This window comes from Pseudomonas sp. C9D1, assembly GCF_056491235.1.
Genome location: NZ_JBSZIE010000001.1, coordinates 1,426,324 through 1,452,998, shown reverse-complemented (window position 1 = coordinate 1,452,998; position 26,675 = coordinate 1,426,324). Strand labels below are relative to the sequence as shown.

The 26,675-nt window shown below is 68.8% G+C and carries 21 protein-coding genes and 2 pseudogenes; 6 read left to right on the top strand and 17 right to left on the bottom strand.

Annotation, left to right across the window (positions count from 1 at the left end; all coding sequences use genetic code 11):
* Positions 1–203: 203 nt before the first annotated feature.
* The 5 genes from ACXI0U_RS06725 to ACXI0U_RS06705 all read left to right on the top strand — a co-directional run bounded on the left by ACXI0U_RS06725 (position 204) and on the right by ACXI0U_RS06705 (position 5,230).
* Entirely contained in the window at positions 204–1,010 is an 807-nt protein-coding gene (locus ACXI0U_RS06725) for a TatD family hydrolase (protein ID WP_184489289.1), read from the top strand.
* A gap of 104 nt (positions 1,011–1,114) precedes the next feature.
* The gene (locus ACXI0U_RS06720; protein ID WP_479549928.1) at positions 1,115–2,596 is read left to right on the top strand and encodes a methyl-accepting chemotaxis protein; all 1,482 of its coding nucleotides are present in this window, start codon (positions 1,115–1,117) and stop codon (positions 2,594–2,596) included.
* A gap of 90 nt (positions 2,597–2,686) precedes the next feature.
* Positions 2,687–3,043: an Mpo1-like protein gene (locus ACXI0U_RS06715; RefSeq protein WP_021220364.1), complete on the top strand. Its 357-nt coding sequence runs from the start codon at positions 2,687–2,689 to the stop codon at positions 3,041–3,043.
* A gap of 103 nt (positions 3,044–3,146) precedes the next feature.
* Positions 3,147–3,650 (top strand): putative pterin-binding protein, encoded by a 504-nt coding sequence (locus ACXI0U_RS06710; RefSeq protein WP_271660548.1) that lies wholly within the window; start codon positions 3,147–3,149, stop codon positions 3,648–3,650.
* A gap of 5 nt (positions 3,651–3,655) precedes the next feature.
* The gene (locus tag ACXI0U_RS06705) at positions 3,656–5,230 is read left to right on the top strand and encodes a GGDEF domain-containing protein (RefSeq protein ID WP_021220366.1); all 1,575 of its coding nucleotides are present in this window, start codon (positions 3,656–3,658) and stop codon (positions 5,228–5,230) included.
* A 4-nt stretch (positions 5,231–5,234) separates the two neighbouring features.
* Here the strand turns inward: ACXI0U_RS06705 and ACXI0U_RS06700 are convergent, their stop codons facing one another.
* From ACXI0U_RS06700 to ACXI0U_RS06655, 10 genes and pseudogenes are all read right to left on the bottom strand, one after another.
* The gene (locus ACXI0U_RS06700; RefSeq protein WP_021220367.1) at positions 5,235–6,032 is read right to left on the bottom strand and encodes an acyl-CoA thioesterase; all 798 of its coding nucleotides are present in this window, start codon (positions 6,030–6,032) and stop codon (positions 5,235–5,237) included.
* 296 nt (positions 6,033–6,328) lie between these two features.
* Positions 6,329–7,090 (bottom strand): CHAD domain-containing protein, encoded by a 762-nt coding sequence (locus ACXI0U_RS06695; protein WP_431483928.1) that lies wholly within the window; start codon positions 7,088–7,090, stop codon positions 6,329–6,331.
* Positions 7,091–7,124: 34 nt separating this feature from the next.
* On the bottom strand, positions 7,125–9,119 hold the full coding sequence (locus ACXI0U_RS06690) for a transglutaminase TgpA family protein (RefSeq protein WP_479549927.1): 1,995 nt from the start codon (positions 9,117–9,119) through the stop codon (positions 7,125–7,127).
* Positions 9,116–10,075, bottom strand: a complete 960-nt coding sequence (locus tag ACXI0U_RS06685; RefSeq protein WP_479549926.1) for a DUF58 domain-containing protein — start codon at positions 10,073–10,075, stop codon at positions 9,116–9,118. The genes ACXI0U_RS06690 and ACXI0U_RS06685 overlap by 4 nt, the downstream gene beginning before the upstream one ends.
* Positions 10,075–10,992, bottom strand: coding sequence for an AAA family ATPase (locus ACXI0U_RS06680; protein WP_479549925.1), 918 nt, complete (start codon positions 10,990–10,992; stop codon positions 10,075–10,077). Before ACXI0U_RS06680 ends, ACXI0U_RS06685 begins: the two co-directional genes overlap by 1 nt.
* Positions 10,993–11,145: 153 nt before the next feature.
* Positions 11,146–11,655: pseudogene (locus tag ACXI0U_RS06675) on the bottom strand (methyl-accepting chemotaxis protein); the annotation flags it as partial.
* Positions 11,656–12,048: 393 nt separating this feature from the next.
* Positions 12,049–12,192 (bottom strand): annotated as a pseudogene (locus ACXI0U_RS06670) (HAMP domain-containing protein); the annotation flags it as partial.
* A gap of 1,108 nt (positions 12,193–13,300) precedes the next feature.
* On the bottom strand, positions 13,301–13,909 hold the full coding sequence (locus ACXI0U_RS06665; RefSeq protein ID WP_374980381.1) for a flavin reductase family protein: 609 nt from the start codon (positions 13,907–13,909) through the stop codon (positions 13,301–13,303).
* Between the two features lie 78 nt (positions 13,910–13,987).
* Positions 13,988–15,421 carry an MFS transporter gene (locus tag ACXI0U_RS06660; protein WP_479549924.1) on the bottom strand — a complete coding sequence of 478 codons (1,434 nt, stop codon included), beginning with the start codon at positions 15,419–15,421 and terminating at the stop codon, positions 13,988–13,990.
* Positions 15,422–15,708: 287 nt separating this feature from the next.
* A complete protein-coding gene (locus ACXI0U_RS06655; RefSeq protein ID WP_021220375.1) occupies positions 15,709–15,987 on the bottom strand; it encodes a hypothetical protein in 279 nt (92 codons plus the stop codon).
* A gap of 201 nt (positions 15,988–16,188) precedes the next feature.
* On the opposite strand from ACXI0U_RS06655, the gene ACXI0U_RS06650 reads away from it, so the two are divergent.
* Entirely contained in the window at positions 16,189–17,211 is a 1,023-nt protein-coding gene (locus ACXI0U_RS06650) for a patatin-like phospholipase family protein (RefSeq protein WP_431483924.1), read from the top strand.
* Between the two features lies 1 nt (position 17,212).
* On the opposite strand, the gene glsB is transcribed toward ACXI0U_RS06650, so the two are convergent.
* The 7 genes from glsB to ACXI0U_RS06615 all read right to left on the bottom strand — a co-directional run bounded on the left by glsB (position 17,213) and on the right by ACXI0U_RS06615 (position 26,444).
* On the bottom strand, positions 17,213–18,121 hold the full coding sequence (gene glsB / locus ACXI0U_RS06645) for a glutaminase B (RefSeq protein WP_021220377.1): 909 nt from the start codon (positions 18,119–18,121) through the stop codon (positions 17,213–17,215).
* Positions 18,122–18,500: 379 nt separating this feature from the next.
* On the bottom strand, positions 18,501–19,193 hold the full coding sequence (locus tag ACXI0U_RS06640; protein ID WP_021220379.1) for a response regulator: 693 nt from the start codon (positions 19,191–19,193) through the stop codon (positions 18,501–18,503).
* A gap of 123 nt (positions 19,194–19,316) precedes the next feature.
* Positions 19,317–21,983: a DUF4118 domain-containing protein gene (locus ACXI0U_RS06635; protein ID WP_479549923.1), complete on the bottom strand. Its 2,667-nt coding sequence runs from the start codon at positions 21,981–21,983 to the stop codon at positions 19,317–19,319.
* Complete coding sequence (gene kdpC, locus ACXI0U_RS06630; protein WP_021220381.1) at positions 21,980–22,531, bottom strand: potassium-transporting ATPase subunit KdpC; 552 nt, start codon at positions 22,529–22,531, stop codon at positions 21,980–21,982. Before kdpC ends, ACXI0U_RS06635 begins: the two co-directional genes overlap by 4 nt.
* Before the next feature lie 48 nt (positions 22,532–22,579).
* A complete protein-coding gene (kdpB, locus tag ACXI0U_RS06625; RefSeq protein ID WP_479549922.1) occupies positions 22,580–24,637 on the bottom strand; it encodes a potassium-transporting ATPase subunit KdpB in 2,058 nt (685 codons plus the stop codon).
* A gap of 11 nt (positions 24,638–24,648) precedes the next feature.
* On the bottom strand, positions 24,649–26,346 hold the full coding sequence (gene kdpA / locus ACXI0U_RS06620; protein WP_043245872.1) for a potassium-transporting ATPase subunit KdpA: 1,698 nt from the start codon (positions 26,344–26,346) through the stop codon (positions 24,649–24,651).
* Between the two features lie 8 nt (positions 26,347–26,354).
* Positions 26,355–26,444: a K(+)-transporting ATPase subunit F gene (locus ACXI0U_RS06615; protein ID WP_021220384.1), complete on the bottom strand. Its 90-nt coding sequence runs from the start codon at positions 26,442–26,444 to the stop codon at positions 26,355–26,357.
* Positions 26,445–26,675: the final 231 nt, after the last annotated feature.

Sequence of the window (26,675 nt, the reverse complement as noted above, 5' to 3'; positions counted from 1 at the left end):
GGCGAACCGACCGTCTGAGAGCGCAACGCCCGGACGGAATTCCGGGGCTGCGAGGGGCGCGGAGAGTGTCACAGCTCGGCCGTCGACGCCAGCCACAACGCTGTAACAACTTCAAGAAACACCCATAAGCAATTGTAATTGTTGGCTTTTCTTCTATTCGACAAGCTTTGCTATTCTGCTCCGCTCGCGTCCGAGGTAGCACCATGCAACTCATCGACATTGGCGTCAATCTGACCCATTCAAGCTTTGCCGCAGAGCGTGAAGCACTGCTCGAACGCGCCTTCGCCGCTGGCGTGGCGCAACTGGTCCTCACCGGCACCAGCGTGGCCGATGCCGAAGAAGCGCTGGCGCTGCTGCGTCAGCTCGACCCCGAAGGCGGCCGCCTGTTCAGCACCGCCGGCCTGCACCCTCACGAAGCCAGCCAGTGGAACGCCGACAGCGCCCGCCACCTGCGTGCCCTGCTGGCCGAGCCGGAAGTACGCGCCGTGGGTGAATGCGGCCTGGATTTCAACCGCGACTTCTCCCCGCGCCCGCAGCAGGAAAAGGCTCTGGAAGAACAACTGGCCCTGGCCGTCGAACTGCGTCTGCCGGTGTTCCTCCACGAGCGCGACGCCAATGAACGCCTGCTGGCCATCCTCAAGCAGTTCCGCGACCGTCTGCCGGCGGCCGTGGTGCACTGCTTCACCGGCGAGCAGCGCGCCCTCTTCTCCTACCTCGACCTGGACCTGCACATCGGCATCACCGGCTGGATCTGCGACGAGCGCCGGGGCACCCACCTGCACCCGCTCGTGCGCGAGATCCCCCAGGGCCGGCTGATGCTGGAGAGCGACGCGCCTTACCTGCTGCCGCGCAGCCTGCGGCCGAAACCCAAGAGCGGGCGCAACGAACCGGCCTTCCTGCCCGAGGTGCTGATGGAAGTGGCCCGTCACCGCGGTGAAACACCCGAGCAGCTGGCCGCACACACCACCGCGTGTGCACGCGCATTTTTCGGGCTACCGAACATCGCCTAACCTGTTCCTGTAAAGAGGCGGATTGATACGGATCAACGATCACGTCACAGTGCTGCGAAACAATGCTGGCACCTTGCCTAGCCTCCGAGAAAAAAGAACAGAACATGGGTAACTGGATGCGCGATCTTTCCCTGAAGTACAAGTTCTGGGCGGTCAACGCCGTCGCCTTCATCACCACACTGCTGCTGGTGCTGCACGCCATCAGCCTCGAGCGTGACGCCCGCGTGGAAAGTGCCCGCGAGTCGGCCCAGGCCCAGGCAGCCCTGCTACGCGACTGGCCCGCCGGGCAGGCCCTGCCCAGCGGCAACGGCGTGGTCCGCTTCGCCGCCGGCAGCGCGCCGCAGGTGCAAGGTGTCGACAGCGCCGCGCTGACCCGCGCCAACGGCTGGGTCGAGCTGGATCACGACGCCCTGTTCGGCAGTGACCCGGTGATCGGCGCCCAGGTTCAGGATGCCGCCGACGGCCAGCGCATCGCCGTATTGGCCCACGCCCCGAGCCTCGTCGAGGTCTTCACCTCGCGCATGTTCAACTACGCGGTCACCGTGTTCCTGCTGATGATGGCGCTGCTGGCCTCCTCGCAACTGCTGATCCGCTTCCTCCTCAGCCACCTCAACACCCTCAAGGACGTGATGCTGCACGTGGAGAAGAGCGGCGACCTGTCCGCCCGCGTACCGCTGGACAGCCGCGACGAGGTGGGCCAGATGGCCAGCGCCTTCAATGCCATGCAGGCGGGCTTCCAGCGCGTGGTCGGCACCGTCGCCCAGGTCACCGAACGCCTCGACGAAGGGGCCGCGCGCCTGGCCTCGAGCATGGGCGAGGTGCGCCAGGGCATGCTCGGCCAGCAGAGCGAGACCGACCAGGCCGCCACCGCCATCAACGAAATGTCCGCCACCGTCCACCACATCGCCCAGCACGCCGCCGACACCCGCGACCAGTCGCAGACCGCCGACCAGCTCGCCGGCGCCGGCCAGAGCGTGGTCAGCCGCGTCGGTGAGTCCATCGCCGGGCTTTCCAGCGGCGTGCAGCAGACCGCCGAGATGATCGAGAAACTGGCCGAAGACAGCCAGAAGATCAGCAGCGTGGTCAGCGTCATCCACGGCATCGCCGAGCAGACCAACCTCCTCGCCCTCAACGCCGCCATCGAGGCCGCCCGCGCCGGTGAAATGGGCCGTGGCTTCGCCGTGGTGGCCGACGAGGTGCGCAACCTCGCCAAGCGCGTCCAGGACAGCACCGACGAGATCACCAGCATGATCCTCGCCCTGCAATCCGGCACTCGCGACGCCGTGGAATTCATGCAGGAAAGCTCGTTCAAGGCCGACAGCTGCGTGCAGCAGGCCCATGAAGCCGGCGAAGCCCTGGCCGCCATCACCGGCGCCGTGGCGCAGATGCGCCAGAGCAACACGCAGATCGCCGTGGCGGCGGAGCAGCAAAGCCATGTGGCCGAGGAAATGACCCGCGCCGTGGTCGGCATCCGCGACGTCACCGAACTCACCGTCAGCCAGACCGTTGGCTCGGCCTCCACCAGCGCCGAGCTGGCCAACCTCGCCAGCGAACTGTCTCGCGCCATCCGCCAGCTCAAGCTCTGAGCGGACTATCCCGCCCATAGTCAGAACCCATTCGCCGGCCCTCTCGGGGCCGGCCTAGACTTGCCCGCAATCCTTCAAGGAATCCGCACCATGGGCAAACGTCACCCCAACCTCCGCACCTGGCAGTGGAAGACCTACGCCAGGAACCACCGCAACCCCACCAACCTGGTGCTGCACCTGCTGGCCGTGCCGCTGTTCATCGTCGCCACCCTGGTGCTGCTCAACGGCCTGTTCACTTGGCGCTTCCTGCCCGTCGTCCTCGGGGTGATCGGCCTGATCGCCTCCCTGGGCCTGCAATCCCACGGGCACCGGCTGGAAGCGGAGGCCCCCGAGCCCTTCCTGGACCGCAAGGACGCCGTGGGCCGCCTGCTGACCGAGCAGTTCGTCACCTTCCCGCGTTTCCTGTTCAGCGGCGCCTGGTGGCGCAACTGGCGCAACCGCCCCTGACACCAGGTCCTTGCCAGCAAAGCGCCATTACTTTCGTCGGAAAGGCTCAAGCTGGCCGCAAAAATGACGATATGCTGGCACCACGCTGTATGAGGGACGTCGCATGCCGTCAAAGCGACAGATACTTGTCACCATTTTTCTGACTTTCGCCCTGTACTCCCTCGCTCAGGGCGAGCAGTCCAGCTATCCCCTGGATATCCCCGCCCTGCGCCTGCACCTGCCCGGTGCCAGCCCCCGTGTGTTCACCCTGCGCGACCTCCAGGCGATGCCCGGCGTCAACCTGCGCGCACGCGGGCCCAGCGACGACAAGGTCTCCGACTGGTACGGCGTGCCCCTGAGCCAGTTCCTCCAGCAGCTCCCGGCGAACCTGCAGCACCCCACCGAACTGCACCTGCGTGCTCTCAACGACTACTCGGTGGTGATCCCCGCCAGCGACATCGAGCGCTACCAGCCGGTGATCGCCTATTCCCGCGACGGCCAGCCCATGGCGGTGGAAGCCTACGGCCCGCTCTTCCTCATGTACCCCTTCAACGCCCACGCCGAGTTGCGCGTGCAGAAGTACTACAACCGTGCCATCTGGCAACTGAGTGACATCTACATCGAGTAGCGACCATGCCCGACAGTTTTGCCGACAGTATTTCCCTGCCGCGCAAGCGGCTGGTGATGGCGGTCCTCCTGGTCATCATGCTGGTCATGGCGATCACCGCCGGTGGTTCGCTATGGCTGGTGGTCAACGAAGCGCGGCAGCTCGGCCGCCCCGGCTCCCACGGCGAGCTGTGGCAGGTCTACCAGATCCGCAACGGCATGGACCGCCTGGTCGAGGAAGCGCAACGCATCGAGCACGGACACAGCAGCGCCACCCAGCTGGTGGTGCGCCTCGGCGTGCTGCGCAGCCTGGCCCGGCCCATCGAAGGCCATCATCTGTTCGACTTCCTGCCTAGCGCGCGCCCGGAGAACACCCGCACCCTGCAGCGCGTGGCCGAACTCAGCCAGCGCTGGCTGAGCCGCGTCGACTGGAACGACCAGGCCTCTGCACGCGCCACCAGCGCCGAGATCCTCCAGGAACTGCCGCCGCTGCAACACGCCATGCACGAGGTGATGGTGGCGGCCAACATCTCCCTCACCAATGAGCTGGACGAAGAGCGCCAGCGCCTCTACGGCTACTTCAGCAAGCTCGCCTGGGCCCTGTTCGGGCTGCTGCTGGGCGGGGCCCTGCTGGTCACCCATCTGATCTACAGCTTCCGTGAGGCCCGCCGGCTGAGCGAAAGCCTGGGCGAGCTCGCCCACACCCTGGAAAGCCGTGTCGAGGCCCGCACGCTCGCCCTCAGCGAAGGCCGCGAGCTGCTCAAGCACATCCTCGAAGCCAGCCCCAGCGACGTCGCCCTGATCGGCGCCGAGTCCGGCAAGGTGCACTTCGTCAACCAGCGCCTGATCGTCCGCCAGGGGCTGCAGCGGGGCTCGCTGTTCTCCCTGGATCGGCTGTTCGCCGCCGAGTCCGAGGCCCATCGCTTCCGCGCCGCCCTCGAAGAGCGCCGCCAGATCGACGACTGGGAAGCCCTGCTCGGCAAGGCGGCGCCCTACTGGGGCGTGGTCTTCGGCCGTATCGTCGAGCTCGAGGGCGAGCCTGCGCACCTGGTCTGGAGCTACGACATCAGCCTGCGCAAGCGCATGGAACACGAGCTGCTGACCCTGGCCACCACCGACGGCCTCACCGGCCTCGACAACCGCCGCGCCTTCATGCAGCGCGCCGAAGACATGCTGCGCCAGGCCGAACGCTTCGGGCACCCGTGCTCGGTGCTGATGATGGACATCGACCACTTCAAGGCGGTCAACGACGGCCACGGCCACGCCATCGGCGACGACGCGCTGCGCGCCACGGCACGGGTGATGCGCGACTGCCTGCGTGGCGTTGACGTACTCGGGCGCCTGGGGGGCGAAGAGTTCGCGGCGATCCTGCCGGAAACGGGAGACGGCAAGGCCGCGCTGGTGGCCGAGCGCCTGCGCGCCGGCATCGAAGCCCTGCGCGTGGACTTGCCCAGCGGTGATGTACTGCGGATCACCCTGAGCCTGGGCATCGCCGAGAAACGCCCCGGCGAAAGCCTCGAATCGCTGCTCGGCCGCGCCGATGCGGCGCTCTATGGGGCCAAGCAGGCCGGGCGCAACCGCGTGGAAGTCGCGCCCGTCTGAAGGCTCAACCGAAGACGGTGACCGTCTGCCGGCTCAGCGCCACCAGCTCGCCGGAGGGTGTCCACAGGCGGGCCGAGACATGGCCGTAGCCATCACGGGCGTGTTCGATCTCGGCGCGGTACAGGCACCACTCCAGGGTGCCCACGGCCGGCAATGGCTGCACGAACTCGATGGTCCAGGTCAGCGAGCTGCCCGGCACCGGGCTGCGCAGGTGCGGCAGCACCGCCGGCGGCCAGGCATCCACCAGCGCCAGCAGGTGCGCCACCTCGACGGGCTCGTCTTCCACATCACCACGGAAACGCACCCAGCCGCCCATTTCACGGGCCGGGTTGTTGGTGAACGGCATGCTGCCGATGCCCCAGCGCATGGCCAGGAAGCGTGTGAACTCCGGCGTCACGCCGCGCAGGAAGGGCAACTCCTGGCATTCCTCCGCCGGCTTGATCACCGGCGCCGGCTCGGCCGCCACATCGATCGCCGACTCCCGCGAGGCGCCGAAGCTGCCCTGCACCACAGCCACGGTCTGGCCGTTCTGCACAGCGCGGCAGAACATCTGGCTCACCGCCTTGCCCTCGCGCAGCACCTCGGCCTCGAAGCTGGCCGGCACCTCGGCTTCCATCGGTCCGACGAAGGTGATCGCCAGCGAGCGCACCGGGCGCCCGTCGCTCACCTTGGCGCTCATCGCCTCATAGGCCAGCGCGGCCACCAGGCCACCGAAGCTGGCCCGCCCCTGGGCCCAGGCGCTGGGCACCACCACCGCTGCGGGGTTGCTGCGCACCGCCTGGATCAACTGGGAAAACTTCATGCTCAACTCACCCGCAGAAATCGAAAGTGGGGGGATGTTAGGGGATTGCCCCGGCGCTAGAAAGCCAACCTTCAAGCGGGTAGCGACAACGGGGAGGGGAAAAATGCCAGGCCATCAGGCGCGCTGATGGCGCCTTCGGGATCGCACCCGCGACGTAGGATGGGAAGAACGAAGCGAATCCCATCGACGCGGGGCCTCCCGGAACACCCACCGCCGGGCGGGTAAACCAAGAAGCAACCCTGCAGGGAGCAGTCGGGTTGCCCCCGACCCACGCCGGACTCAACGGCGAGGCAGGATCAGCCCAGGCTCGCTTGCAACTTATCCAGCACCCGGTCCGAACGCACCTCGGCGCCGTGCATGGCCACGCTCCAGGCCTTCACCCGGGGCGCAAGGTCGGGCTCCTGCTCGGCCATCGCCAGCCATTGAAGGCGGTCGTGCCATTTGCCGAGGGCGGTCTGCGCGCCCTTGAGCAGACGCTGGGTCTTGTCGGTGACGTCCACCAGGTGCGGGTACGCCTCACTGCCGTAGCGGGCGCGTTTGATCAGCAGGCGCAGGCGATGACGGTCGTGGGCCGGGTCCGCCAGGGCCTGCTCCAGGCGCTTCCAATCCTTGGCCAGGCGCTTGCGGATGCTCTTGCGCGGTTTTTCCAGCAAGCCTTCGCGGCGGGAGATGCGCAGCAACTGCGGCCAGGCATCCAGCACCCGGAACAGTTGCGCCAGGGCCGGCGCTGCCAGCAACGCGGTGTAGCCCGCCCGCACCCGCTGGCGGCGCAACTCGGCCAGTTGCACCAGGCCGTGGCTTTCCAGCTCGACGACCAGCACCTCCAGGTCACGCAGCGGTGTACTCAGCGCCCCCACCTCGTGGGCGGCGGCATCGAGCACGTCGGCAGCGGGCAGGTCGCGCAGGGGCCGCAGCAGGCTGCGCAGGCGACGGATGTTGATGCGCAGGTCGTGCAGCGCCTCGCCATCGGTGTCGGCCTCAAGGCGTGCGCGGCAGGACAGCAGCTTGATTTCGAGGGTCAGGACCTGGGCGATCAGGTCGTCGAGCATGGCGGGCATGGAACGATCATCCGAGAGAGCGGGCGCGCTCCGATCAGCGCTCCACGCGGGTAAGACGCCAGGGCAGGGCCCTGCGCAAGGCCTTCAATGCCTGCGCGAGCTCTGCCGGTGGCAAAGGCTCGCCAGCATACCGCAGCGCCTCGTAGCGGCGGGCGAATTCCTCGATCAGTGGCGCCTGCGCCGGCAACGCGAGGGCCGCCCTGGCCGCATAGTCGCGCGGGCCTTCGCCCTTGCCACGACGCACGCCCTGGCGACCCAGGGCCCGCTCGAATCCCTGGAACAGCCGCAGCTGCGGGTCACGCTCGCGGCGCCAGGGCTTGAACATGAACAACGCCACCAGGCCCACCAGGATGCCGCCACCGCCCACCAGCAACAGGGCGAAGGTGCGGGCGTCGAGTGAACCGAACCAGCGTTGCAGCACCTGCATCTGCACCTCGCCCTGGTAGCCCAGGACCCAGCGCTGCCAGCCGTAATTGAGCTGGTCCCAGGCCAGGCGCAGCTGGTTCACCCAGCCCACCTGGCGGTAGCGCAGCGGCGAGAAGGGCGAGTTCTCGAGGAAGCTCTGCTCCTGGGCCACCGCCTCCTCCAGCCCCTGCTCGATGCGGTTGGGCGCCACCTGGAAGGTCGGATCGACGCTGGTCCAGCCCTGTTCCGGCGTCCAGTACTCGACCCAGGCGTGGGCGTCGAACTGACGCACCGCCACGTAGTTGCCCGCCGGGTTGATCTCGCCGCCCTGGTAGCCGGCCACCACCCGCGCAGGCACCCCGGCCGAACGCAGGACGAAGGTCATGGCCCCGGCGTAATGGGCGCAGAAGCCCCGGCGGCTGTCGAAGAGGAACTCGTCCACGCTGTTCGCCCCGCCTGGCGGCGGCTTCAGCGTGTAGACGTAGGGCTCGCGATTGAAATGCTGCAGCAGCGCCTGCACCAGGTCCTCCGTCGCCAGGTGCCGGGCCTTGAGCTCGGCGGCCCAGGCGCGGCTGCGCGGGTCGCCCTGCTCGGGCAGCTGCAGGGTGCGCCGGCGTACACGGTCGTCGAGCGCCGGGTCGCGCAGCGCGTCCGGCCAGGAGGTCACCCGGTACAGCAACGAGCGGTCCACGGGGCGCCGCCGCTGCAGGTGGAAGTCGATCATCTGCCGGGTGTCTTCGAGGCTGGTCTCGCCCACGTCCAGGGCGAACAGCCAGGGCCGCGCGCTGGGCTGCATCACCACGCTGTAGTCCAGCGGCTCGCCGCGCTTCTCCCACTGTGCCGGGGTGTTGAACTGGCTGGCTTCGGACTGCGACCAGCGGCGGCCATCGAAACGCTCCAGGGTCAGTGCACGCCAGTAGAGCTCACGACGCGGCGGCGGTGGCCCGTCGAAGGAGGCGCGGAAGGCCAGCTCGGCGGACTGGCTAAGCTCGGCGATATCGGCCGGCGCCATGCTGTCGGAAAGCCCGGTCACACCCTTGTCGCTGGGCAGTGGCAGCGACCACAGCGGCCCCATGCGCGGGAAGAACAGGAACAGCAGCAGCATCAATGGCAGTGCCTGGGCCAGCAGGGTCGCCGCCAGGCGCAGGGTGGCCAGCGGGCGCGCGGCGAAGGCGCTCTGCTGCAGGCCGATCAACGAGGCCAGCAACGCGGTCACCGGCAACAGGCTGTAGACCGCGGCGAGCATGCCATCGTCGAACAGGTAGGCGGTCACCACGGTGAAGAAGCCGAGGAAGATCAGCACCAGCGCATCGCGCCGGGTGCGCATCTCCACCAGTTTGAGAATGAAGGCCGCCACCAGCAGCACCACGCCGGCGTCCAGGCCGATCAGACTGCCCCGGGACAGCAGCACCCCCGTACCAGCGCCGACCATCATCAGCACCTTGGCCAGGCCGCTGGGGTAGCGCGCGCGCATGCGGAACACCTGCACCCGCCAGCCGGCGCACACCAGCCACAGGCCGATGATCCACAGCGGCAGGTGGAACAGGTGCGGCAGGATCACCAGCACCTGGGCCACCAGCAGCCAGGTCAGGGCGATGCGCGGGATCGGCTGCACCGGGCTCATCGCGCCACCCCGTAAAGGGCCAGCGCGCGCAGGCAGGCATCGCGGTGCAGCTCACCGACGTCCGGGCGCAGCTCCTGGCCGCCCAGGCGCAGGCCGAAGGGCTGGCCGCGCTCGGTGAAGGTCAGCACCCAGTGGCAGAGCAACGACAGCCGGCTTTCCAGCTCGCCTTCCAGGCCCTCCAGGTCGAGCCACAGGTCGGCACCGGCGAGGGCGGCGAAATCCTTGATGAACAGGCCCTGGCCCCGGGAATAGGCCTTCCAGTGCAGGCGCCGCCGCGAGTCGCCGGGCTGGTAGGGCTTGAGCCCCTGGTAGTCGTCGGCACCACGGCCGAGCACGCGTACGCCCTCCTCCTCGTCGTCCCGGCGGCCACCAGTGCCCATGGGCAGGTCGCCGGGCAGCGGGCGCGGGTAGACCAGCGCCGCCTGGTCCAGGTCCACCCAGCTCCAGGCCACCAGCAAGCCGAGGGGAAAGCGGCTTTCCACCCGCAGGCGCCCCGGGCGCAACCAGCCACGGCGCTCGGCCGGCAGGTCCACCTCGCAATCGCAGGAACCGCCGGCGGGCACGTCCTGGGCCTGCAACTCGGCCGGCGGCCAGCCGAGGGAAATGGCCTGGTGGGGCTGGCGCTCGCTCTCCAGGCGCACCCGGAAGCGCGCCCGCTCGCCGACGAACACCGCCGGGGCGCCCGCGGCGCGCAAGGTCATGCCGGCGAGGTTCCGGAAGGTGTGGAGGATGGTCAGGATGAACATCGACAGCAGCAGGAAGGTCAGGCCATAGGCCAGGCTGTTCTGGTAGTTGATCGCCACCAGCAGCATCAGCACCAGGGCGATGCCGAAGGCCAGGCCGGTGCGCGTGGGGATGATGAAGATGCGCCGCTGGTTGAGGCGCACCTCGGCGGCGGGCGGAATCCGTTTCGCCAGCCAGCGGTTCCAGCGCGGCCGCACGCGCTGCCTGAGCATCAGAGCGCCGGGACTTCGCGCAGCAGCCACTGCACCAGGGCGCCGCCGCCGTGGCCGGCCGGGTCGGCCTGTTCACGCAGGCGGTGGCCGACCACCGAAGGCAGCACGGCTTGCACGTCTTCGGGGATCACATAATCACGCCCGGCCAGCAGCGCCCAGGCGCGGGCGGCGGCGAGCAGCGCCAGACTGGCACGCGGCGACAGGCCCCAGGCGAACTGGCTATGGGAACGGGTCGCCTCCACCAGGCGCAGCACATAGTCCACCAGCGCATCGCTGACGCGGATCTTCGGCACCTCGGCCTGGATCAGCGCCAGCTCCACGTGGTCCAGCACCGGCTCCAGCCGCGGCAGGATCTCCCGGCGCGCTTCGCCCAGCAGCAGGGCCTTCTCCGCCACACGGGCCGGGTAGCCCAGGGACAGGCGCATGAGGAAGCGGTCCAGCTGCGATTCCGGCAGGGCGAAGGTGCCGCCCTGGCTCACCGGGTTCTGCGTGGCGATGACGAAGAAGGGTTCGGGCAGCGGCCGGGTCGCGCCCTCGATGGTCACCTGGCCCTCCTCCATGGCTTCGAGCAGCGCGCTCTGGCTCTTGGGCGTGGCGCGGTTGATCTCGTCGGCCAGCACCAGCTCGGCGAATACCGGGCCCGGGTGGAAGACGAACTGGCCGGTGTCCTTGTCGAACACCGAGGTGCCGAGGATGTCGCCGGGCAATAGGTCGGAGGTGAACTGGATGCGCTGGAAGCTCAGCCCCAGCACCCGCGCCAGGGCATGGCTGAGGGTGGTCTTGCCCATGCCGGGCAGGTCTTCGATCAGCAGGTGACCCCGGGCCAGCAGGCAGGTCAGCGCCAGGCGCACCTGAGGCTCCTTGCCCAGCACAACCTGGTTAACGGCGTTGAGGCAGGCATCCAGTCTGGTTCGCATCGCAAGCTCCCGAAACAATGGGCCGATGCTACCGGCGAGCACGGAGATGGCAAAGCGCCCTGCAATTTTTGCTGACGAAACCGTGCGCCAGGTCCGCCCCAGCGCAACGGCACGCCAGAGCGCCTGAACACCTCAAAGCCAACCGCCCGGGGACTACAAGCGGAAATGCCCCGCCATCGCCTGCAGGTCGCGGCCGAGGGAGGCCAGCTGGGTGCTGGAGCTGGCGGTTTCCTCCATGGCCATGGCGGACTGGTCGGCGATGTCGCGGATGCTGGTGACGCTGCGGTTGATCTCTTCGGCCACGGCGCTCTGCTGCTCGGCGGCGGCGGCAATCTGCTGGTTCATCTGGTGGATCACCGCCACCGCCTCGGCGATGCCGCTCAAGGCCTGCTCGGTGTGATTGGCGTCCTGCACCGTCATCTCCACCAGCGCCCCGCTCTCCTGCATGCGCTCCACGGATTGGCGCACGCCGTCGCGCAGGGTGGCGATCAGCCGCTCGATCTCGGCGGTGGACTGCTGGGTGCGCTTGGCCAGCGCGCGCACCTCGTCGGCCACCACGGCGAAACCACGGCCCTGGTCGCCGGCGCGCGCCGCCTCGATGGCGGCGTTCAGCGCCAGCAGGTTGGTCTGCTCGGCCACGCTCTTGATCACGTCCAGCACCGAACCGATGCTCTGGGTCTCGTGGCTCAGGTGCTCGATGCTCCGGGTCGCCGCCTCCATGGCCGCGGCCAGTTGGTTGATGCGCCCCAGGGTCTGGCGCACCACTTCGCTGCCATTGCTGACCTTGCTGTCCGCGCTCTGGGTGGAGGCCGCGGCCGCCTCGGCGTTGCGCGCGACTTCGTGGACGGTGGCGGTCATCTCGCTCATGGCGGTGGCCACCTGGTCGGTCTCCAGCTTCTGACCGTTGACGCCGACCCGGGTCTGCTCGGTGACCGAGGACAGCGCCTGGGCCGAGGAAGAAATCTGCATCACCCCGCCCTGCAGCCGGCCGACCATGTCACGCAGGTTGGCCGACATGCCGCGCATGGCCTCCAGCAGCTGGCCCACTTCGTCGCTGCGGTCCACCTCGATCTCGACGCTGAGATCGCCGGCGGAAATCTGCCGCGCCACCGCGATCACCCGTTGCAGCGGGCGCACGATCAGCAGGGCGATCAGCACCGTGGCCGCCAGGCCGATGACCAGGGCCAGGGCGCTGGCCATGAGGATCAGCAGCGAGCTGGCCTTCTGCTGGGCGAGCATCGCCTCCTTCTGCAGCGCGGAAGCCTGGTCGACGGCCTGAACGATCACCTCGGCGGCGCCGACCAGCGCCTGGTACTCCACCTTCTGCTGGCGCAGGTGGCCGGTGTATTCCTTGAGGCGCTCGTTGAACGAATCGATATTGCCGATCACCTCGGTGAGCACTGCGGCGTAGCCCGGGTCCTTCATGCTCTCGCGCAGCTCGCCAGCGAGCTTCTGCGCATCCAGCGCCTCCTGGATGGCGCTCTCGTCGATCTCGCCGCTGCTGCGGCTCTGCTCCAGGCGCACCCGGGCCTGGTTCAGGGCCAGCAGCAGGGATTGGTAGACGCGGCTGATCTCGCCGCCCTGGGCGACCATCTCGGCACCTTCCGCGCCCTGGGAACTCTTCAGCAGGTCGACGCCGTCCTCGTTGAGGCCCGACTGCAGCACGTCGAGGCTGTTGGAGGCACTGACCACCAGCCAGTTGGCCGCCTCCAGGGACAGGCGCATGTTGTCGGTCAGTTCCACGTAGCGGTCGAAGGCCGCGCGGTAGGTGGTTACCGCCTGGTCCACCTGGCCCAGGGCCTGCCGGCTGGCATCGCCGAGGTCCGCCGCCAGCGCCTGGCCGTGCTCCTGCAGGGCCTGGGTCGCCTGGTGCAACGCCTCGGCCTGCTTGGCGTCGCCGGTCAGGGCGTAATCCTTCTCGATCAGGCGGATGCGCAGCACCTCGCCTTCCAGCGCATCGGTACGCGCCAGCAGGCTGGCGCCGGCGGCCACACCGCGCAGCGCGGAGAAGCCGGTGGCGGCCACCACGCCGGTGAGCGCCAGCACCACGCCGAAGCCCAGGGTCAGCTTCTTCGCCGTGCCGAGGCTGGCGATACCACGTTGCAGAACCGATGCCATGGGGACTCCTCCTCACCGGGTGACCGGCGGCGCGCCACGCGTCGCCGGAACAACAGCGCGAACTTAGGAGTGAGACGGTACTGGCGACAAGCCATAACCCTGCCAGGGGTCGGCCGAATGGAGGTTTTAGCTATGCGGAGGTCGCTTTCAGAGCAGGCGCCGGGGAGCCGGCGCCAGAATCCCCCCTGGGTCAGGTCGGGCGCACCAGGTTGAAGGTGTCCTGGGTGCGCACGTAGGCGCTGCCGCCCAGGCGCCCCACCAGGTCGAGCTTGTGCGGGTCGGCCCGGCCCTGCTCGTTGAGCACCGCCTCGTCGATATGGGCCAGCAGCACGCGGGCGAAGATCAGGTGGCAGTTGGGGTTCTCCCGCGGGTAGGGCTGCACCTCCACCAGCTCGCACTCGAAGGCCACCGGCACGCCCTTGACCCGCGGCGGTGCCACCCGCAGCGACGGCTCGGTGGCGATACCGCAGGCCTCGAACTCGCTGATCTCGCTCGGCAGCTGCGCGGAGCTGGCGTTCATCGCTTCGGCGAAGGCCTGGGACACCAGCTGGATCACCAGTTGCCCGGTTTCCTGGACGTTGCGCAGGGTGTCCTTGAGGCTGCCATCGGCACGGTTGTTGACGTTCACCATAAGCGTTGGCGGCGCATCGCTGATCACCTGGAAGAAGCTGAACGGCGCCAGGTTCTGGGTGCCGTCCGCCGCCTGGCTGGACACCCAGGCGATGGGCCGCGGCGTCACGGTGGAGGCCAGCCAGCGGTAGGCGTCGAGGGGGCTGAGGGTGGTGAAGTCGAGCTGCATCGGGGGCTCCGGGAAGCGGGAGGGTCGGTGGGCGGATTATGCCCCGCGCCCTCCCCCGCGTGGAAAGTCGGCGATCGTCTAATGGGCGCCCCCGATCACGCGACGCGCCAACAGGGCGGCCAGCAGCGGTGCCAGGGCGAACCCGGCGAACAGCCAGATCGCCGCCGACTGTGCACCGGCCACGCCACCCGGCACGCTGAGCCCGGCGGCGTTGGCCACCAGGCCGGCAAGGGCCGCACCGACGGCCATGCCATACAGCTGCACGGTGGTGATGGCGGTTGAGGCGGCGTTCTCCTCGCCGCGCGGGGCCAGTTCCAGCACCCGGGTCAGCAGGTGCGGCCAGCCGATGCCCACACCCGCGCCCACCGCGGCCAGCGCCAGGCCCACCAGCAGGGTGCGCAGCCCATAGTCCAGCTCACCGGCCAGCGGGATCAGCCCCGCCAGGGCCAGCAGGCCGACCACGCAAAGCACCGGCCCACCGCGCAACAGGCGCGCCGCATCGCCACCGCTGCGCCCTGAGGACAGCAGCGACCCCAGGCTCCAGCCGCCGGCCATGGCCGCCGTCAGGTAACCCGCCACCAGCGGTGACTGGCCATGCAGCACCTGGAGGAAATAGGGCACGAAGATTTCAGTGGTGGTACCCGCCAGCAGCAACGCCACGCAGGCGTACACGGCGCCCAGCGCGGTGGCCAGGGAAGCGCCGCCGGACGGCAGCAGGCGAACGCTGGCGCGGCGATCCCAGACCAGGGCCGCCGCGCCGAGCGCCAGCCCCAGGGCCACGCCCAGCGCCTGCAACGGCAGCAGCGGCGACAGGCTGCCCGCCGCCACCGCCAGCACCGAGGCGGCCAACAGGCCGATCTGCACGAAGGGAATTCCCGGCACCGCACCGGCCTCGGCGGCATCGGCACGCGGGCGCAGCTGCACCAGCACCAACAGCGCCTGGGCCAGCGCCACCGGCAGCAACGACCAGAAGGCCCAGCGCCAGTGCCCGGCTTCGGCGAACAGGCCACCCACGGCCGGGCCGCACAGCGTCGCCACGCCCCACATGCCGGATACCAGCGCCACGGCGCGGGGCCACAGCGGGGGCGCGAACACCACGCGGATCAAGGCATAGCTCAGGGCCGCCAGCAGGCCGCCGCCCAGCCCCTGCACCGCCCGGGCGCCGAGCATCCAGGGCATCGATTGCGCCGCCGCGCAGCCCACCGAACCCAGGGCGAACAACGCCAGCGCCGCCAGGCAGGCACCGCGTGGGCCGCCACCGGCGAGCAGGCGCGAGGCCAGTGCCGCGCCGACGATGGAGGCCACCACGAACAACGTGGTGTTCCAGGCGTACCAGTCGAGCCCGCCGATTTCGCGCACCACCGACGGCAGCACCGTGGTGACGATGTGCACGTTGATGGCATGCAGGGCGACGCCGCCGGTGAGCGCCACCGCCATCAGGCCGTTGCGCCCGCTGAACAGTTCGCCCCATCTGGCAGTGGGCAGGGCATCGAGGGAGGCAGTGGTGTCCATCAGGCATCTCTCCGGATTTATTTATGCAAGAAACAGCTTGGATATTAGGAACGCAGCGGCCAATTAAACAAGAAATTTCTTTGATAAAGGGGATAAGGATTGGCTATCCAGGTGTCGCTCTCAGGGCGAGCACACCGGGGTTCCCGGGCTGAAGCCCGGGCTACGGGGGGCGGAATGACCCAGGCTAGTGGGCATGACGATTCATGAACGGCCCCTGTGACAGACCCGCCCTGCGAGCGCCCACAAAAAAGCCGGGGCATGCCCCGGCTTCTGCACGGCCTGGCGAATCAGCGCCCGGCGCGGGACTCACGGATGTAGAAGCGCGCCTTGTCGGCTTTCTCGGTGCAGCCCTGGAAACCCTCGAACTGCTGCTGGGTCTTGGCGGCGGTCAGCAGGCTCAGCGCCTTGGAGTAGCTGACGGTGCCGGAGAAGCCCTCGGCCTTGGCCAGGTCGAGTTCCTTCCAGGCCGCGTCCAGCTGGTTGGCGCAGCTGTCGCGGTAAGCCGTCTTGGCGGCGCAACCTGCAAGCATGAGGACGATCAGGGGCAGGCTGATCCAGGCTTTCATGGGGGTTCTCCTCGGGATGTGAAATGGCCATGAGTCTAATGCTGGTTAAGACGGTACGGAACCGGAAAAATTCCGCGCCGTGCCCTGCTCAGCAGCTTTGCAGCCCGCCGTTGCATTACGGCTACAGCGGCGCCCGCACTCACTTGGCCTCGCCCTTTCCCACAGGTATCGTCTGCGCCTTATGTAGGAAAAGGTGAAGCCATGAGTAAGCGTGTCGCACTGGTCCTCGGCTCCGGGGGAGCCCGGGGCTACGCCCATATCGGCGTGATCGAGGAGATCGAAGCGCGGGGCTACGAGATCGCCTGCATCGCCGGCTGCTCCATGGGCGCGGTGGTCGGTGGCATCTACGCCGCCGGCAAGCTGCGCGAGTACCGCGAGTGGACCGAGAGCCTGGACTACCTCGACGTGCTGCGCCTGCTCGACGTCAGCTTCCGCCTCGGCGCCATTCGTGGCGAGAAGGTGTTCGGGCGCATCCGCGAGATCGTCGGCGACATCGACATCGAAGACCTGTCGATTCCCTACACCGCGGTCGCCACCGACCTCACCAACCAGCAGGAGATCTGGTTCCAGGAAGGCTGCCTGCACCAGGCCATGCGCGCCTCGGCGGCCATCCCCAGCCTGTTCACCCCGGTGATGCAGGGCTCGCGCATGCTGGTGGACGGCGGCCTGCTCAACCCGCTGCCGATCGTGCCGGTGGTCTCCAGCCACTGCGACCTGATCATCGCCGTCAACCTCAACTCCACCAACCAGAAGCAGTACCAGCTGCCGGTGATCGAGCGCCCGCCGGCCTTCAAGGGGCGCATCGACCAGATGATGACCTCCCTCGGCGAGCGCCTGCCCTTCCGCAAGCGCGGCATCGACGAGGAACTGCTGCTCGAAGGCGCTACCGCGCCCATCGCCAATCCCTGGGTGGAGGACTCGGCGGAGCCCGGCGCCCAGCAGCCCGCAGCGGCACCGCAGAAGGAAGGCGCGCCGAGCTCGGCCAGCGGCTCGCAGGTGGTCGCCAGCGTCGGCCCGGCCTCGCTGCTGGACCTGGTCAACCAGAGCTTCGAGGTGATGCAGACGTCCCTGGCGCAGTACAAGATCGCCGGCTACCCGCCGGACGTCCTGATCAACGTGCCCAAGCGCGTATGCCGCTTCTTCGAGTTCTACAAGGCGCCGGAGCTGATCCAGCTGGGCCGCCAGATCGCCCGCGACACCCTGGAGAAGTACGAGCAGGACTGAGTCAGAAGATCGACCAGTCAATGCGCTCGGAGAGTTTCTCTAGCGCCGCCATCCCCGCCACCGAGTTGCCGGACTCATTGAGCTCCGGCGACCACACGCAAACGGTGAAGCGCCCCGGCACCACCGCGACTATGCCGCCCCCTACCCCACTCTTGCCCGGCAGGCCGACGCGGTAGGCGAAGTTGCCCGCCTCGTCGTACAGCCCGCTGGTGGCCATCAGCGCGTTAACCTGCTTGGTCTGCCGCGCGCTGAGCACCGTTTCGCCGCTGTGGGGGCTGACGCCGTCGTTGGCCAGGAAGCTGAAGGCCAGGGCCAGGTCCACGCAGTTCATGCGCAACGCGCAGTGGTGGAAGTAGCTGCGCAGCACCGCCTCCACATCGTTGTGGAAGTTGCCGAAGGACTGCATCAGGTAGGCCGCTGCGGCGTTGCGCGCGCGGTGCTGGTACTCCGAGCGCGCCACCACCTCGTCGGCCACCAAGTAGTGGTTGCCGCTCAGGCGCCGGGCGAAGTCGCGCATGGACAACGCCGGTGCGGCGAAGCGCGATTGGTTGATGTCGCAGATCACCAGCGCCCCGGCGTTGATGAAGGGGTTGCGCGGCACGCCCCGCTCGAACTCCAGCTGCACCAGGGAGTTGAACGGCTGGCCGGAGGGCTCGTGGCCCAGGCGCTGCCAGATGTCCTCGCCGGAATGCTGGATCGCCTGCACCAGGCTGAACACCTTGGAAATACTCTGGATTGAGAACGGCGTGCGCCCGTCACCGGCGCAATAGAGCTGGCCCTCATTGCTGTACACCGCAATGCCCAGCTGGTTCGCCGGCACGCCGGCCAGCGCCGGGATATAGCTGGCGACCTTGCCCTGCCCGATCAGCGGGCGGACCTCATCGAGGATTTCGTCGAGCAGTTGTTGCATGTCTTCCTTCCGGCAACGAATGGCGCCAGGCGCCTGGATTAAGCGCTAGACGACGGATTCGCGTTGCGCAACACAGGCAGATGAGGTGCAGCTCGCAATGGGGGGTGAAGGTGGGCCAGGCGGCAAAGGCACCGTCGAAGCAGAGCAGTGGGCTGAAGCAAGCTCGACAAGGCGTTCGCCCTCAGGGAATGCGTGAGGTGAAGCGCCGGTTGGTGGATGCAGGAAGCGCCATCCACCCTACGCAGCGTCCGCCATCGCGCCCGTCGTGAAGCTTCGCGAGCAGAGCTCGCTCCTACGAAAGTGGGGCCTCATTGGTGAGGGCACCGCCTGGCGGCGTTGGGCCTTGCAGGCTCGGCGCCAACCCATGAAGTGAATCCTGCTAGCCCTCGCGCAGGCGGTAGCCGACCCCGGCCTCGGTGACGATGAAACGCGGCTCGGTCGGGTCGTCGCCGAGCTTCTGCCGCAGGTGGCCGACCACCACCCGCAGGTAGTGGGTGTCCTCGACATGGGTCGGGCCCCAGATGTCCTTGAGCAGTTGCTGCTGGGTCACCACCCGCCCCAGGTGCCGCGCCAGTTGGGCGAGCACCGCGTACTCCTTGCGGGTCAGCGCCACCTCGGCGCCGTCCAGGGTCACCCGGCGGTAGGCGAAGTCGACGCTCAGCGGGCCGCTTTCGACCACCGCTTCCTGCTGCTCGCCGCCACCGGCCTGGCGCAGCAGCACGCGCACCCGGGCGAGGAACTCCTGCACGCTGAAGGGCTTGGTCACGTAGTCGTTGGCGCCACCGTCCAGGGCCAGCACCTTCTCGCCTTCGCTGGCGCGCACCGAGAGCACCAGCACCGGCACCGTCGACCACTCGCGCAGCTCGGCCAGCACCGTCTTGCCGTCCATGTCCGGCAGGCCCAGGTCGAGCACCACCAGGTCCGGCCGCGCCAGCGCCGCCTGGGCCAGGCCCTCGGCGCCGTTGGCTGCTTCCAGCACCTTGTAGCCCTGGGCCGCGAGGCTGATGCGCAGGAACTTGCGGATCTGCGCCTCGTCGTCGATGACCAGGAGGGTTGGTTGGTTGGTCGTCATCTTGTCCTTCGAAATCCGTTGGCTACCGCATCGTGTTGGGGCGAACTCATTCGCCCAGGGCGGCAACGCCGCACCGGGTCGCACGCGGCAGTCCTGCGGTCCGCATGGCGAATGAATTCGCCCCTACAGCGGGCCATCACCCGCCTCCTCCTCCAGCACCGGCTGCGGGTGCAGCGGCAGGTGCAGGGTGAGCGTGGTGCCCTTGCCCTCCAGCCCCTCGCCCACCGTCACCCGGCCGCCGTGGGCGCCGACCATGCCCTGGCAGATGGCCAGGCCCAGACCGGTGCCCTGCCCGCCCCGATCGCCACGGGCGGCGGTGTAGAACATGTCGAAGATCTTCTCCCGCTCCGCGGCCGGGATACCGGGGCCCTGGTCGCTGACGGCAAAGCGCAGCTCCTCGGTGTCGGCCGTCACCGCCACCCGCAGGCGGCCCTGGGTCGGCGAGAAGCGCGCGGCGTTCTCCAGCACATTGACCAGCGCCTGCTCGATCAGTGCGGCGTGGACATAGAGCAGGGGCAACTCGGTGGGTAGTTCGGTCTCCACCTTCAGCGGCGCCAGCACCGGGCGCAGGCGCTGCAGGGCACTGGCGACTATGTCCACCGGCGCCACCCAGTCGCGGGCCAGCTTGAGGCCGCCATGGCCGAGGCGGGTCATGTCCAGCAGGTTCTGGATGTAGCGGTCGAGGCGCTCGGCCTCATCCCTTGTGCCCTCCAGCAGCTCGCGGCGGTCCTCCTGGGGAATCGCCTCGCCGAGGGCCAACAGGCTGTCGATGGAGCCGCGCATGGCGGTCAGCGGCGTGCGCAGGTCGTGGGACACGGAGGCCAGCAGCGCGCTGCGCAGCTGTTCGGTCTCGCCGTGCAGGCGAGCGGCCTCCAGGTCCTCGGCCAGCTGTGCGCGTGCCAGCGCCTGGGCCAGGGGCTGGCCAAGGGCGGACAGCAATCGGCGGCGTTCGGCGGGCAACGGTGCACCGTCGCGCGGGCTGACCCCGAGCAATGCCAGCGGGCCCTCCTCGCCGGACAACGGCAGCCACCACCAGCGCCCGCTGGGCAGGGTGCCGGTGCCGAGCCCGGCCACCTGATCGTGCTGCCAGGACCACTCCGCCGCCGCACGCTCCTGGTCGGCCAGCAGGCGCTGTACGCCGGCCTCGACCTTCCACACGCCGTCACGGCTGCGCGCCAGCAGGCACACCTCGACGTCGGTCCAGGGGGTGAACTGCTGGGCGGCGACGCTGAGCACGGCCTGACGGTCGGTGGCGGCGGTGAGCTTGCGCGAGAGGTCGAGCAGCGCAGTGGTTTCCGTCTGGGTGGCACGCAGGGCCTGCAACTGGCGGCGCTGGCGCGAGGCCAGGTTGCCGGTGAGCCCGGCCATCAGCAGGAAGAACAGCAGGGTCAGCACGTCTTCCTGGCGGGCGATGGTCAGGGAGAAGGTCGGTGGGATGAACAGGAAGTCGTAGGCCAGGAACGATACACCGGCACAGAGCAGTGCCGGGCCCAGGCTGCTGCGCACCGCCACCAGCAACACGGCGGCGAGGAACACCAGGGAGATGTTCGGCAGCGCCAGCACCTGGTAGGCGCCCCAGGCCAGGGCAGTGGCCGCCAGCGCGGCGCCCAGGGCCATGCCGTAGTCGGCCAGTGGCACCGGGTGACGCGACCGGGCGCTGGGGGCGCTCGCGTCGGCGTCCGTGTCCAGCACGCTGATCTCCAGCCCCTCGGCCTGGCGCAGCAGGCGCTCCGCCACGCCACGCCCGAGCCAGCGACGGCGCAGGCGCTGGCGGCTGCGGCCCACCAGCAGCAAGCTGGCGCGGCGCTCGTTGGCGTGTTCGATCAGGGTACTGGCCACGCCCTCGGCGCGCAGGGTCACCACTTCGCCGCCCAGGCGCTCGGCCAGTTGCTGGGCCGCCTGCAGGCGCGTTCGGGCCTCCTCGCTCTGGGTGCCGCCGGTGTCCACGTGCACCAGGCTCCAGGGCAGGTGGCGGCGCTCGGCCACGCGGCAGGCGTGGCGCACCAGGCGCTCGGCCTGCTCGCTGCCGTCCACGCCCACCAGCAGGCGGCCACGCACCGTCGGCGCCTCCTGGCCCTGCTGGCGGTAACGGCGGTTGAGATCGGCATCGACCCGCGCGGCAGCGGTCTGCATGGCCAGCTCGCGCAGGGCGGTGAGGTTGGTCTGGGAGAAGAAGGCGTCGATGGCCGCGCGGGCCTGCTCGGGCACGTAGACCTTGCCCTCGCGCAGGCGCTCCAGCAGCTCGCGGGGCGGCAGGTCGACGAGGAGGATCTCGTCGGACTCCTGCAGCACCCAGTCCGGCAGGGTCTCGCGCACCTGCACGCCGGTGATGTCGAACACCTGGTCGTTGAGGGCTTCCAGGTGCTGGACGTTGACGGTGGTGTAGACGTCGATGCCGGCCGCGAGCAGCTCCTGCACGTCCTGCCAGCGCTTGGCGTGGCGGCTGCCGGGGGCGTTGCTGTGGGCCAGCTCGTCCACCAGCACCAGCTTCGGCGGCGCGGCGAGGATGCCGTCCAGGTCCATCTCGGTCAGCGGCACGCCCCGATATTCCAGGCGCCGCAGCGGCTGCTGGGGCAGCCCGGTGAGCATCGCCTCGGTCTCGGCGCGGCCGTGTGTCTCGACCACGCCGACACGCAGGTCGACGCCCTGGCGCAACTGCGCCTGGGCGGCTTGCAACATGGCGAAGGTCTTGCCCACGCCCGGTGCGGCGCCGAGGAAGACCTTCAGCCGGCCGCGCCCCTCGCGCGGCAGTTCGGCCAACAACGCATCGGCACGGCCGGCATCACTCATTCAGGCATCTCGTTCAGTCGCAGGTTGAGGGCGAACACGTTGACCACCGCTGGCCCGATCAGCGGGCGCTCGGCCTGCTGTTCCACCAGGCGCTCCAGGGTCGCGGCGGGAATGCCCCGCGCCTCGGCGATGCGGGGGATCTGGTAGCGCGCAGCGGCCAGCGGCAGGTGCGGATCGAGGCCGCTGCCGGAAGTGGTGACCAGGGCCATGGGCACCGGGCCCTGCCCCAGCGCGCCCAGCTCGGCGGCGTCCTTGGCGATGCGCTCGGCCAGCGCCGGGTTGCTCGGGGCCAGGTTGCTGGCACCGCTGGCGACCGTGGCATAGCCACCGGCCGAGGGGCGTGGCTGGAACCACTGGGCCCCCTCCACCTGCTGCGCCAGCAGCAGGCTGCCGCGTGCATCGCCCTTGGCGTCGCGCACAAGGCTGCCGTTGGCCTGCGCCGGGAAGGCCAGTTGCGCGACAGCGGTGACGGACAGCGGGTAGGCAACGCCGGTTATCAGGGTCATCAGGGCCAGCAGGCTCAGGGCGGGACGGAGTTGCGTAAGCATATTCAGTTCCTCGGATTAAGTCCCCTCTCCGTGGAGAGGGGAAAGGCGTCAGACCAGGTGCAGGGCGGTGAGCAGGATGTCGATCAGCTTGATGCCGATGAAGGGCGCCACCAGCCCGCCCAGACCGTAGATCAGCAGGTTGCGGCGCAGCAGGCTGGCGGCGTCGGCGGCTTGCACGCGCACCCCACGCAGGGCCAGGGGGATCAGCGCGATGATGATCAGCGCGTTGAACACAATGGCCGAGAGGATGGCGCTCTGCGGGCTGTGCAGCTGCATCAGGTTGAGCACGCCCAACTGCGGGTAGATGCCGGCGAACAGCGCCGGGAGGATGGCGAAGTACTTGGCCACGTCGTTGGCCACCGAGAAGGTCGTCAGTGCCCCACGGGTCACCAGCAGCTCCTTGCCCACCTGCACCACGTCCAGCAGCTTGGTCGGGTCGGAATCCAGGTCTACCAGGTTGGCGGCCTCGCGGGCGGCCTGGGTGCCGTCGTTCATCGCCAGGCCGACATCGGCCTGGGCCAGCGCCGGGGCGTCGTTGGCGCCGTCACCGCACATGGCGACCATCTTGCCCTCGCCCTGCTCCTGGCGGATGCGCGCCAGCTTCTTCTCCGGCGTGGCTTCGGCGATCACGTCGTCCACCCCGGCCTCGGCGGCGATGGCAGCGGCGGTCAGCGGGTTGTCGCCGGTGACCATCACGGTGCGGATGCCCATCTGCCGCAGCTCGGCAAAGCGCTCGCGGATGCCGGGCTTGACCACGTCCTTGAGGTGGATGCCGCCCAGCAACTTGCCGTCGGCCGCCACCAGCAGCGGGGTGCCGCCGCTCTGGGCGATCTTGTCGACCTCGCGGGACAGCTGCTCGGGCATCTCGGCGCGGCTCATGCCGACCCAGGCCAGCACCGCGTCCACCGCACCCTTGCGGTAGCTGCGGCCGTTCCAGTCCACCCCGGAGAGGCGGGTCTCGGCACTGAAGGCGATGGCGGTGACGTCATCGCGGGCCGGCTCGACCATGGCGCTGAGGGCGCGCAGGTACTCGACGATGGATTTGCCTTCCGGCGTGTCGTCGGCCAGCGATGCCAGCAGCGCGGCGTCGGACAGTTCCTTGCCGCTCACGCCCGGTGCCTTGACCAGCGCACTGCAACGGCGGTTGCCGAAGGTGATGGTGCCGGTCTTGTCCAGCAGCAGCACGTGCACGTCGCCCGCCGCCTCCACGGCACGGCCGGACTTGGCGATGACGTTGAGGCGCACCAGGCGGTCCATGCCGGCGATGCCGATGGCCGAAAGCAGGCCGCCGATGGTAGTGGGGATCAGGGTCACCAGCAGCGCCACCAGGTACACCAGCGGCAGGTCGCCACCGGCGAAGCGGGCGAAGGGCTGCAGGGTGGCGACCACCAGCAGGAAGATCAGCGTCAGGCCGATCAGCAGGATGTCCAGCGCCACCTCATTGGGGGTCTTCTGGCGCTTGGCGCCCTCCACCAGGGCGATCATCCGGTCCAGGGTCGACTCGCCCGGGTTGGCGGTGATCTTCACCAGCAACCAGTCGGAGACCACGCGGGTGTTGCCGGTGACTGCCGAGCGGTCACCGCCGGACTCGCGGATCACCGGCGCGGATTCGCCGGTGATGGCGGCCTCGTTGACCGCGGCGATGCCTTCGACCACCTCGCCGTCGCCGGGGATCAGCTCACCGGCCTCGACGCGCACCAGGTCACCACGACGCAGGCTGCTGGCGGCCACCGTCTCGAACTGCCCGGAGGCAGCACGACGGCGGGCGCTGAGGCCCTGGCTGCCGGCCTTGAGGCTGTCGGCGCGGGCCTTGCCACGGCCTTCGGCGAGGGCCTCGGCGAAGTTGGCGAAGAGCACGGTGAACCACAGCCACAGGGCGATCTGCACCGCCAGGCCGGTGGACACCGCCGGGTTGGGGATGAAGCACAGCACCGTGGTGACCACGGCGGTCAGTTCCACCACCAGCATCACCGGCGAGCGCTTGAGCTGGCGCGGGTCGAGCTTGGCGAAGGCCTGCACCAGCGCCGGCTTCCACAGCGCGGCGATGGCTGTACGGGGTTGTTGCTGCTTGGCGCCATTCTTCGGCGCCTGGATAGGGGCGTTCATGCGGGTCTCCCTTAAAGGCCGATCAGCGCGAGGTGTTCGGCAATCGGCCCCAGGGCCAATGCCGGGAGGAAGGTCAGGCCACCGACCAGGAGGATGGTCAGGGTCAGCAGGGTGACGAACAGCGGGCCGTGGGTGGGGAAGCTGTTGCCACCCACCGGCGCGCGCTGCTTGGCCGCCAGGCTGCCGGCGATGGCCAGTACCGGGAGGATGTAGCCGAAGCGGCCGAGCAGCATCGCCAGGCCGATCATGACGTTATGGAACGGCGTGTTGGCGCCGAAGCCGGCGAAGGCCGAGCCGTTGTTGGCAGAGCCCGAGGTGTAGGCGTACAGCGCCTGGCTGAAACCGTGCGCGCCGGGGTTGGTGATGGAGGCCGCCGGGCCTGGCAGGCTCACCGCCAGGGAGCAGAACACCAGCACGCCGATCGGCATCACCAGCAGGGTCGCCACCAGCAGGCGTACCTCGCGGGCCTCCAGCTTCTTACCGAGGTATTCAGGGGTGCGACCGATCATCAGGCCGGCGAGGAACACGGCGATCAGCACGAACAGCAGCATGCCGTAGAGGCCCGCGCCGACGCCGCCGAAGATCACCTCGCCGAGCATCATGTTGAACATCGGGATCATCCCGCCGATGGCGCTGAAGCTGTCGTGCATCGAGTTCACCGAGCCGTTGGACGCAGCCGTGGTGGTCACCGCCCAGAGTGCCGAGGCGGTGATGCCGAGGCGGCTCTCCTTGCCCTCCAGGGAACCGGACTGCTCGATGGGCAGCGCGGCAAGGGCCGGGTTGGGCTGGAACTCGCTGTACAGGGTCACGCCCAGGCCGATGACGAACAGGATCAGCATGGTCGCCAGCAGCGCGCGGCTCTGGCGCAGATCCTTGACGTAGTGGCCGAAGGTGAACACCAGGGCGGCGGGGATCAGGATGATCGACGCCATTTCCAGCAGGTTGCTCCAGGCGCTGGGGTTCTCGAACGGGTGCGCGGAGTTGACGCCGAAGAAACCACCACCGTTCGTGCCCAGTTGCTTGATGGCGATCTGGCTGGCCGCCGGGCCGAGCGGGACCACCTGGTCGGTGCCGGCCAGGGTGTGGACGCTGACGTAGTCGAGGAAGGTCTGCGGCACCCCCTGCCAGACCAGGAACAGCGCCAGCAACAGGCACAGCGGCAGCAGCGCGTAGAGGGTGCCGCGGGTCAGGTCGACCCAGAAGTTGCCGAGCTTGTCGGTGCTGCGACGGCTGATGCCACGGGCCAGGGCCACCAGCACGCAGAGGCCGACGGCGGCGCTGACGAAGTTCTGCACACCCAGGCCGACCATCTGGCTGAAATAGCTCAGGCTCGCCTCGCCGCTGTAGGCCTGCCAGTTGGTGTTGGTGACGAAGCTCACGGCAGTGTTGAACGCCAGGGTCCATTCCAGGCCCGGCAGCTTCTGCGGGTTGAGCGGCAGCATGCCCTGCAGCATGAGGATGGAGAACAGCAGCGCCAGGCCGGCTGCGTTGAATAGCAGCAGCGCGACGGTGTAGGTCTTCCAGTCCTGCTCGCTATGGGGATCGACCCCGGCGATGCGGTAGCAGAAACGCTCGACGGGAGCGAAGAGCGGCGTGAGGAAGGTGCGCTGCCCCTCCATCGCGCGATGGATGAAGCGGCCGATGAAAGGCGCTGGCACCAGCACCAGCACGAAGAAGGCCAGAATCAGCCCGTAGTCCTGTACTTGCATGACGCCCCCTAGCTGCGTTCGGCGCGCAGCAGCGCGACCAGCAAGTAGATGAAAAGCCCCGTGGCCATTGCCAGGGACAACCCGTCGAGAATGCTCATGACTGTTGCTCCGGTATGCGGACTGCGCCGCTTTGGAGGAATTCTCGGCAGGAGGGGCGTAAAGGGACGAGACCGGGACCGGGGGCGGGGCATAAAGAAAGCGTAAAGAACGCGCTTATCCTGGTCTCCCGGGGACCTGTCATGCCTGCATCGATGGGTTTCGCGGAGCTCTACCCATCCTACGAATGATGGCGAGTCCGTAGGATGGGTAGAGTGAAACGAAACCCATGC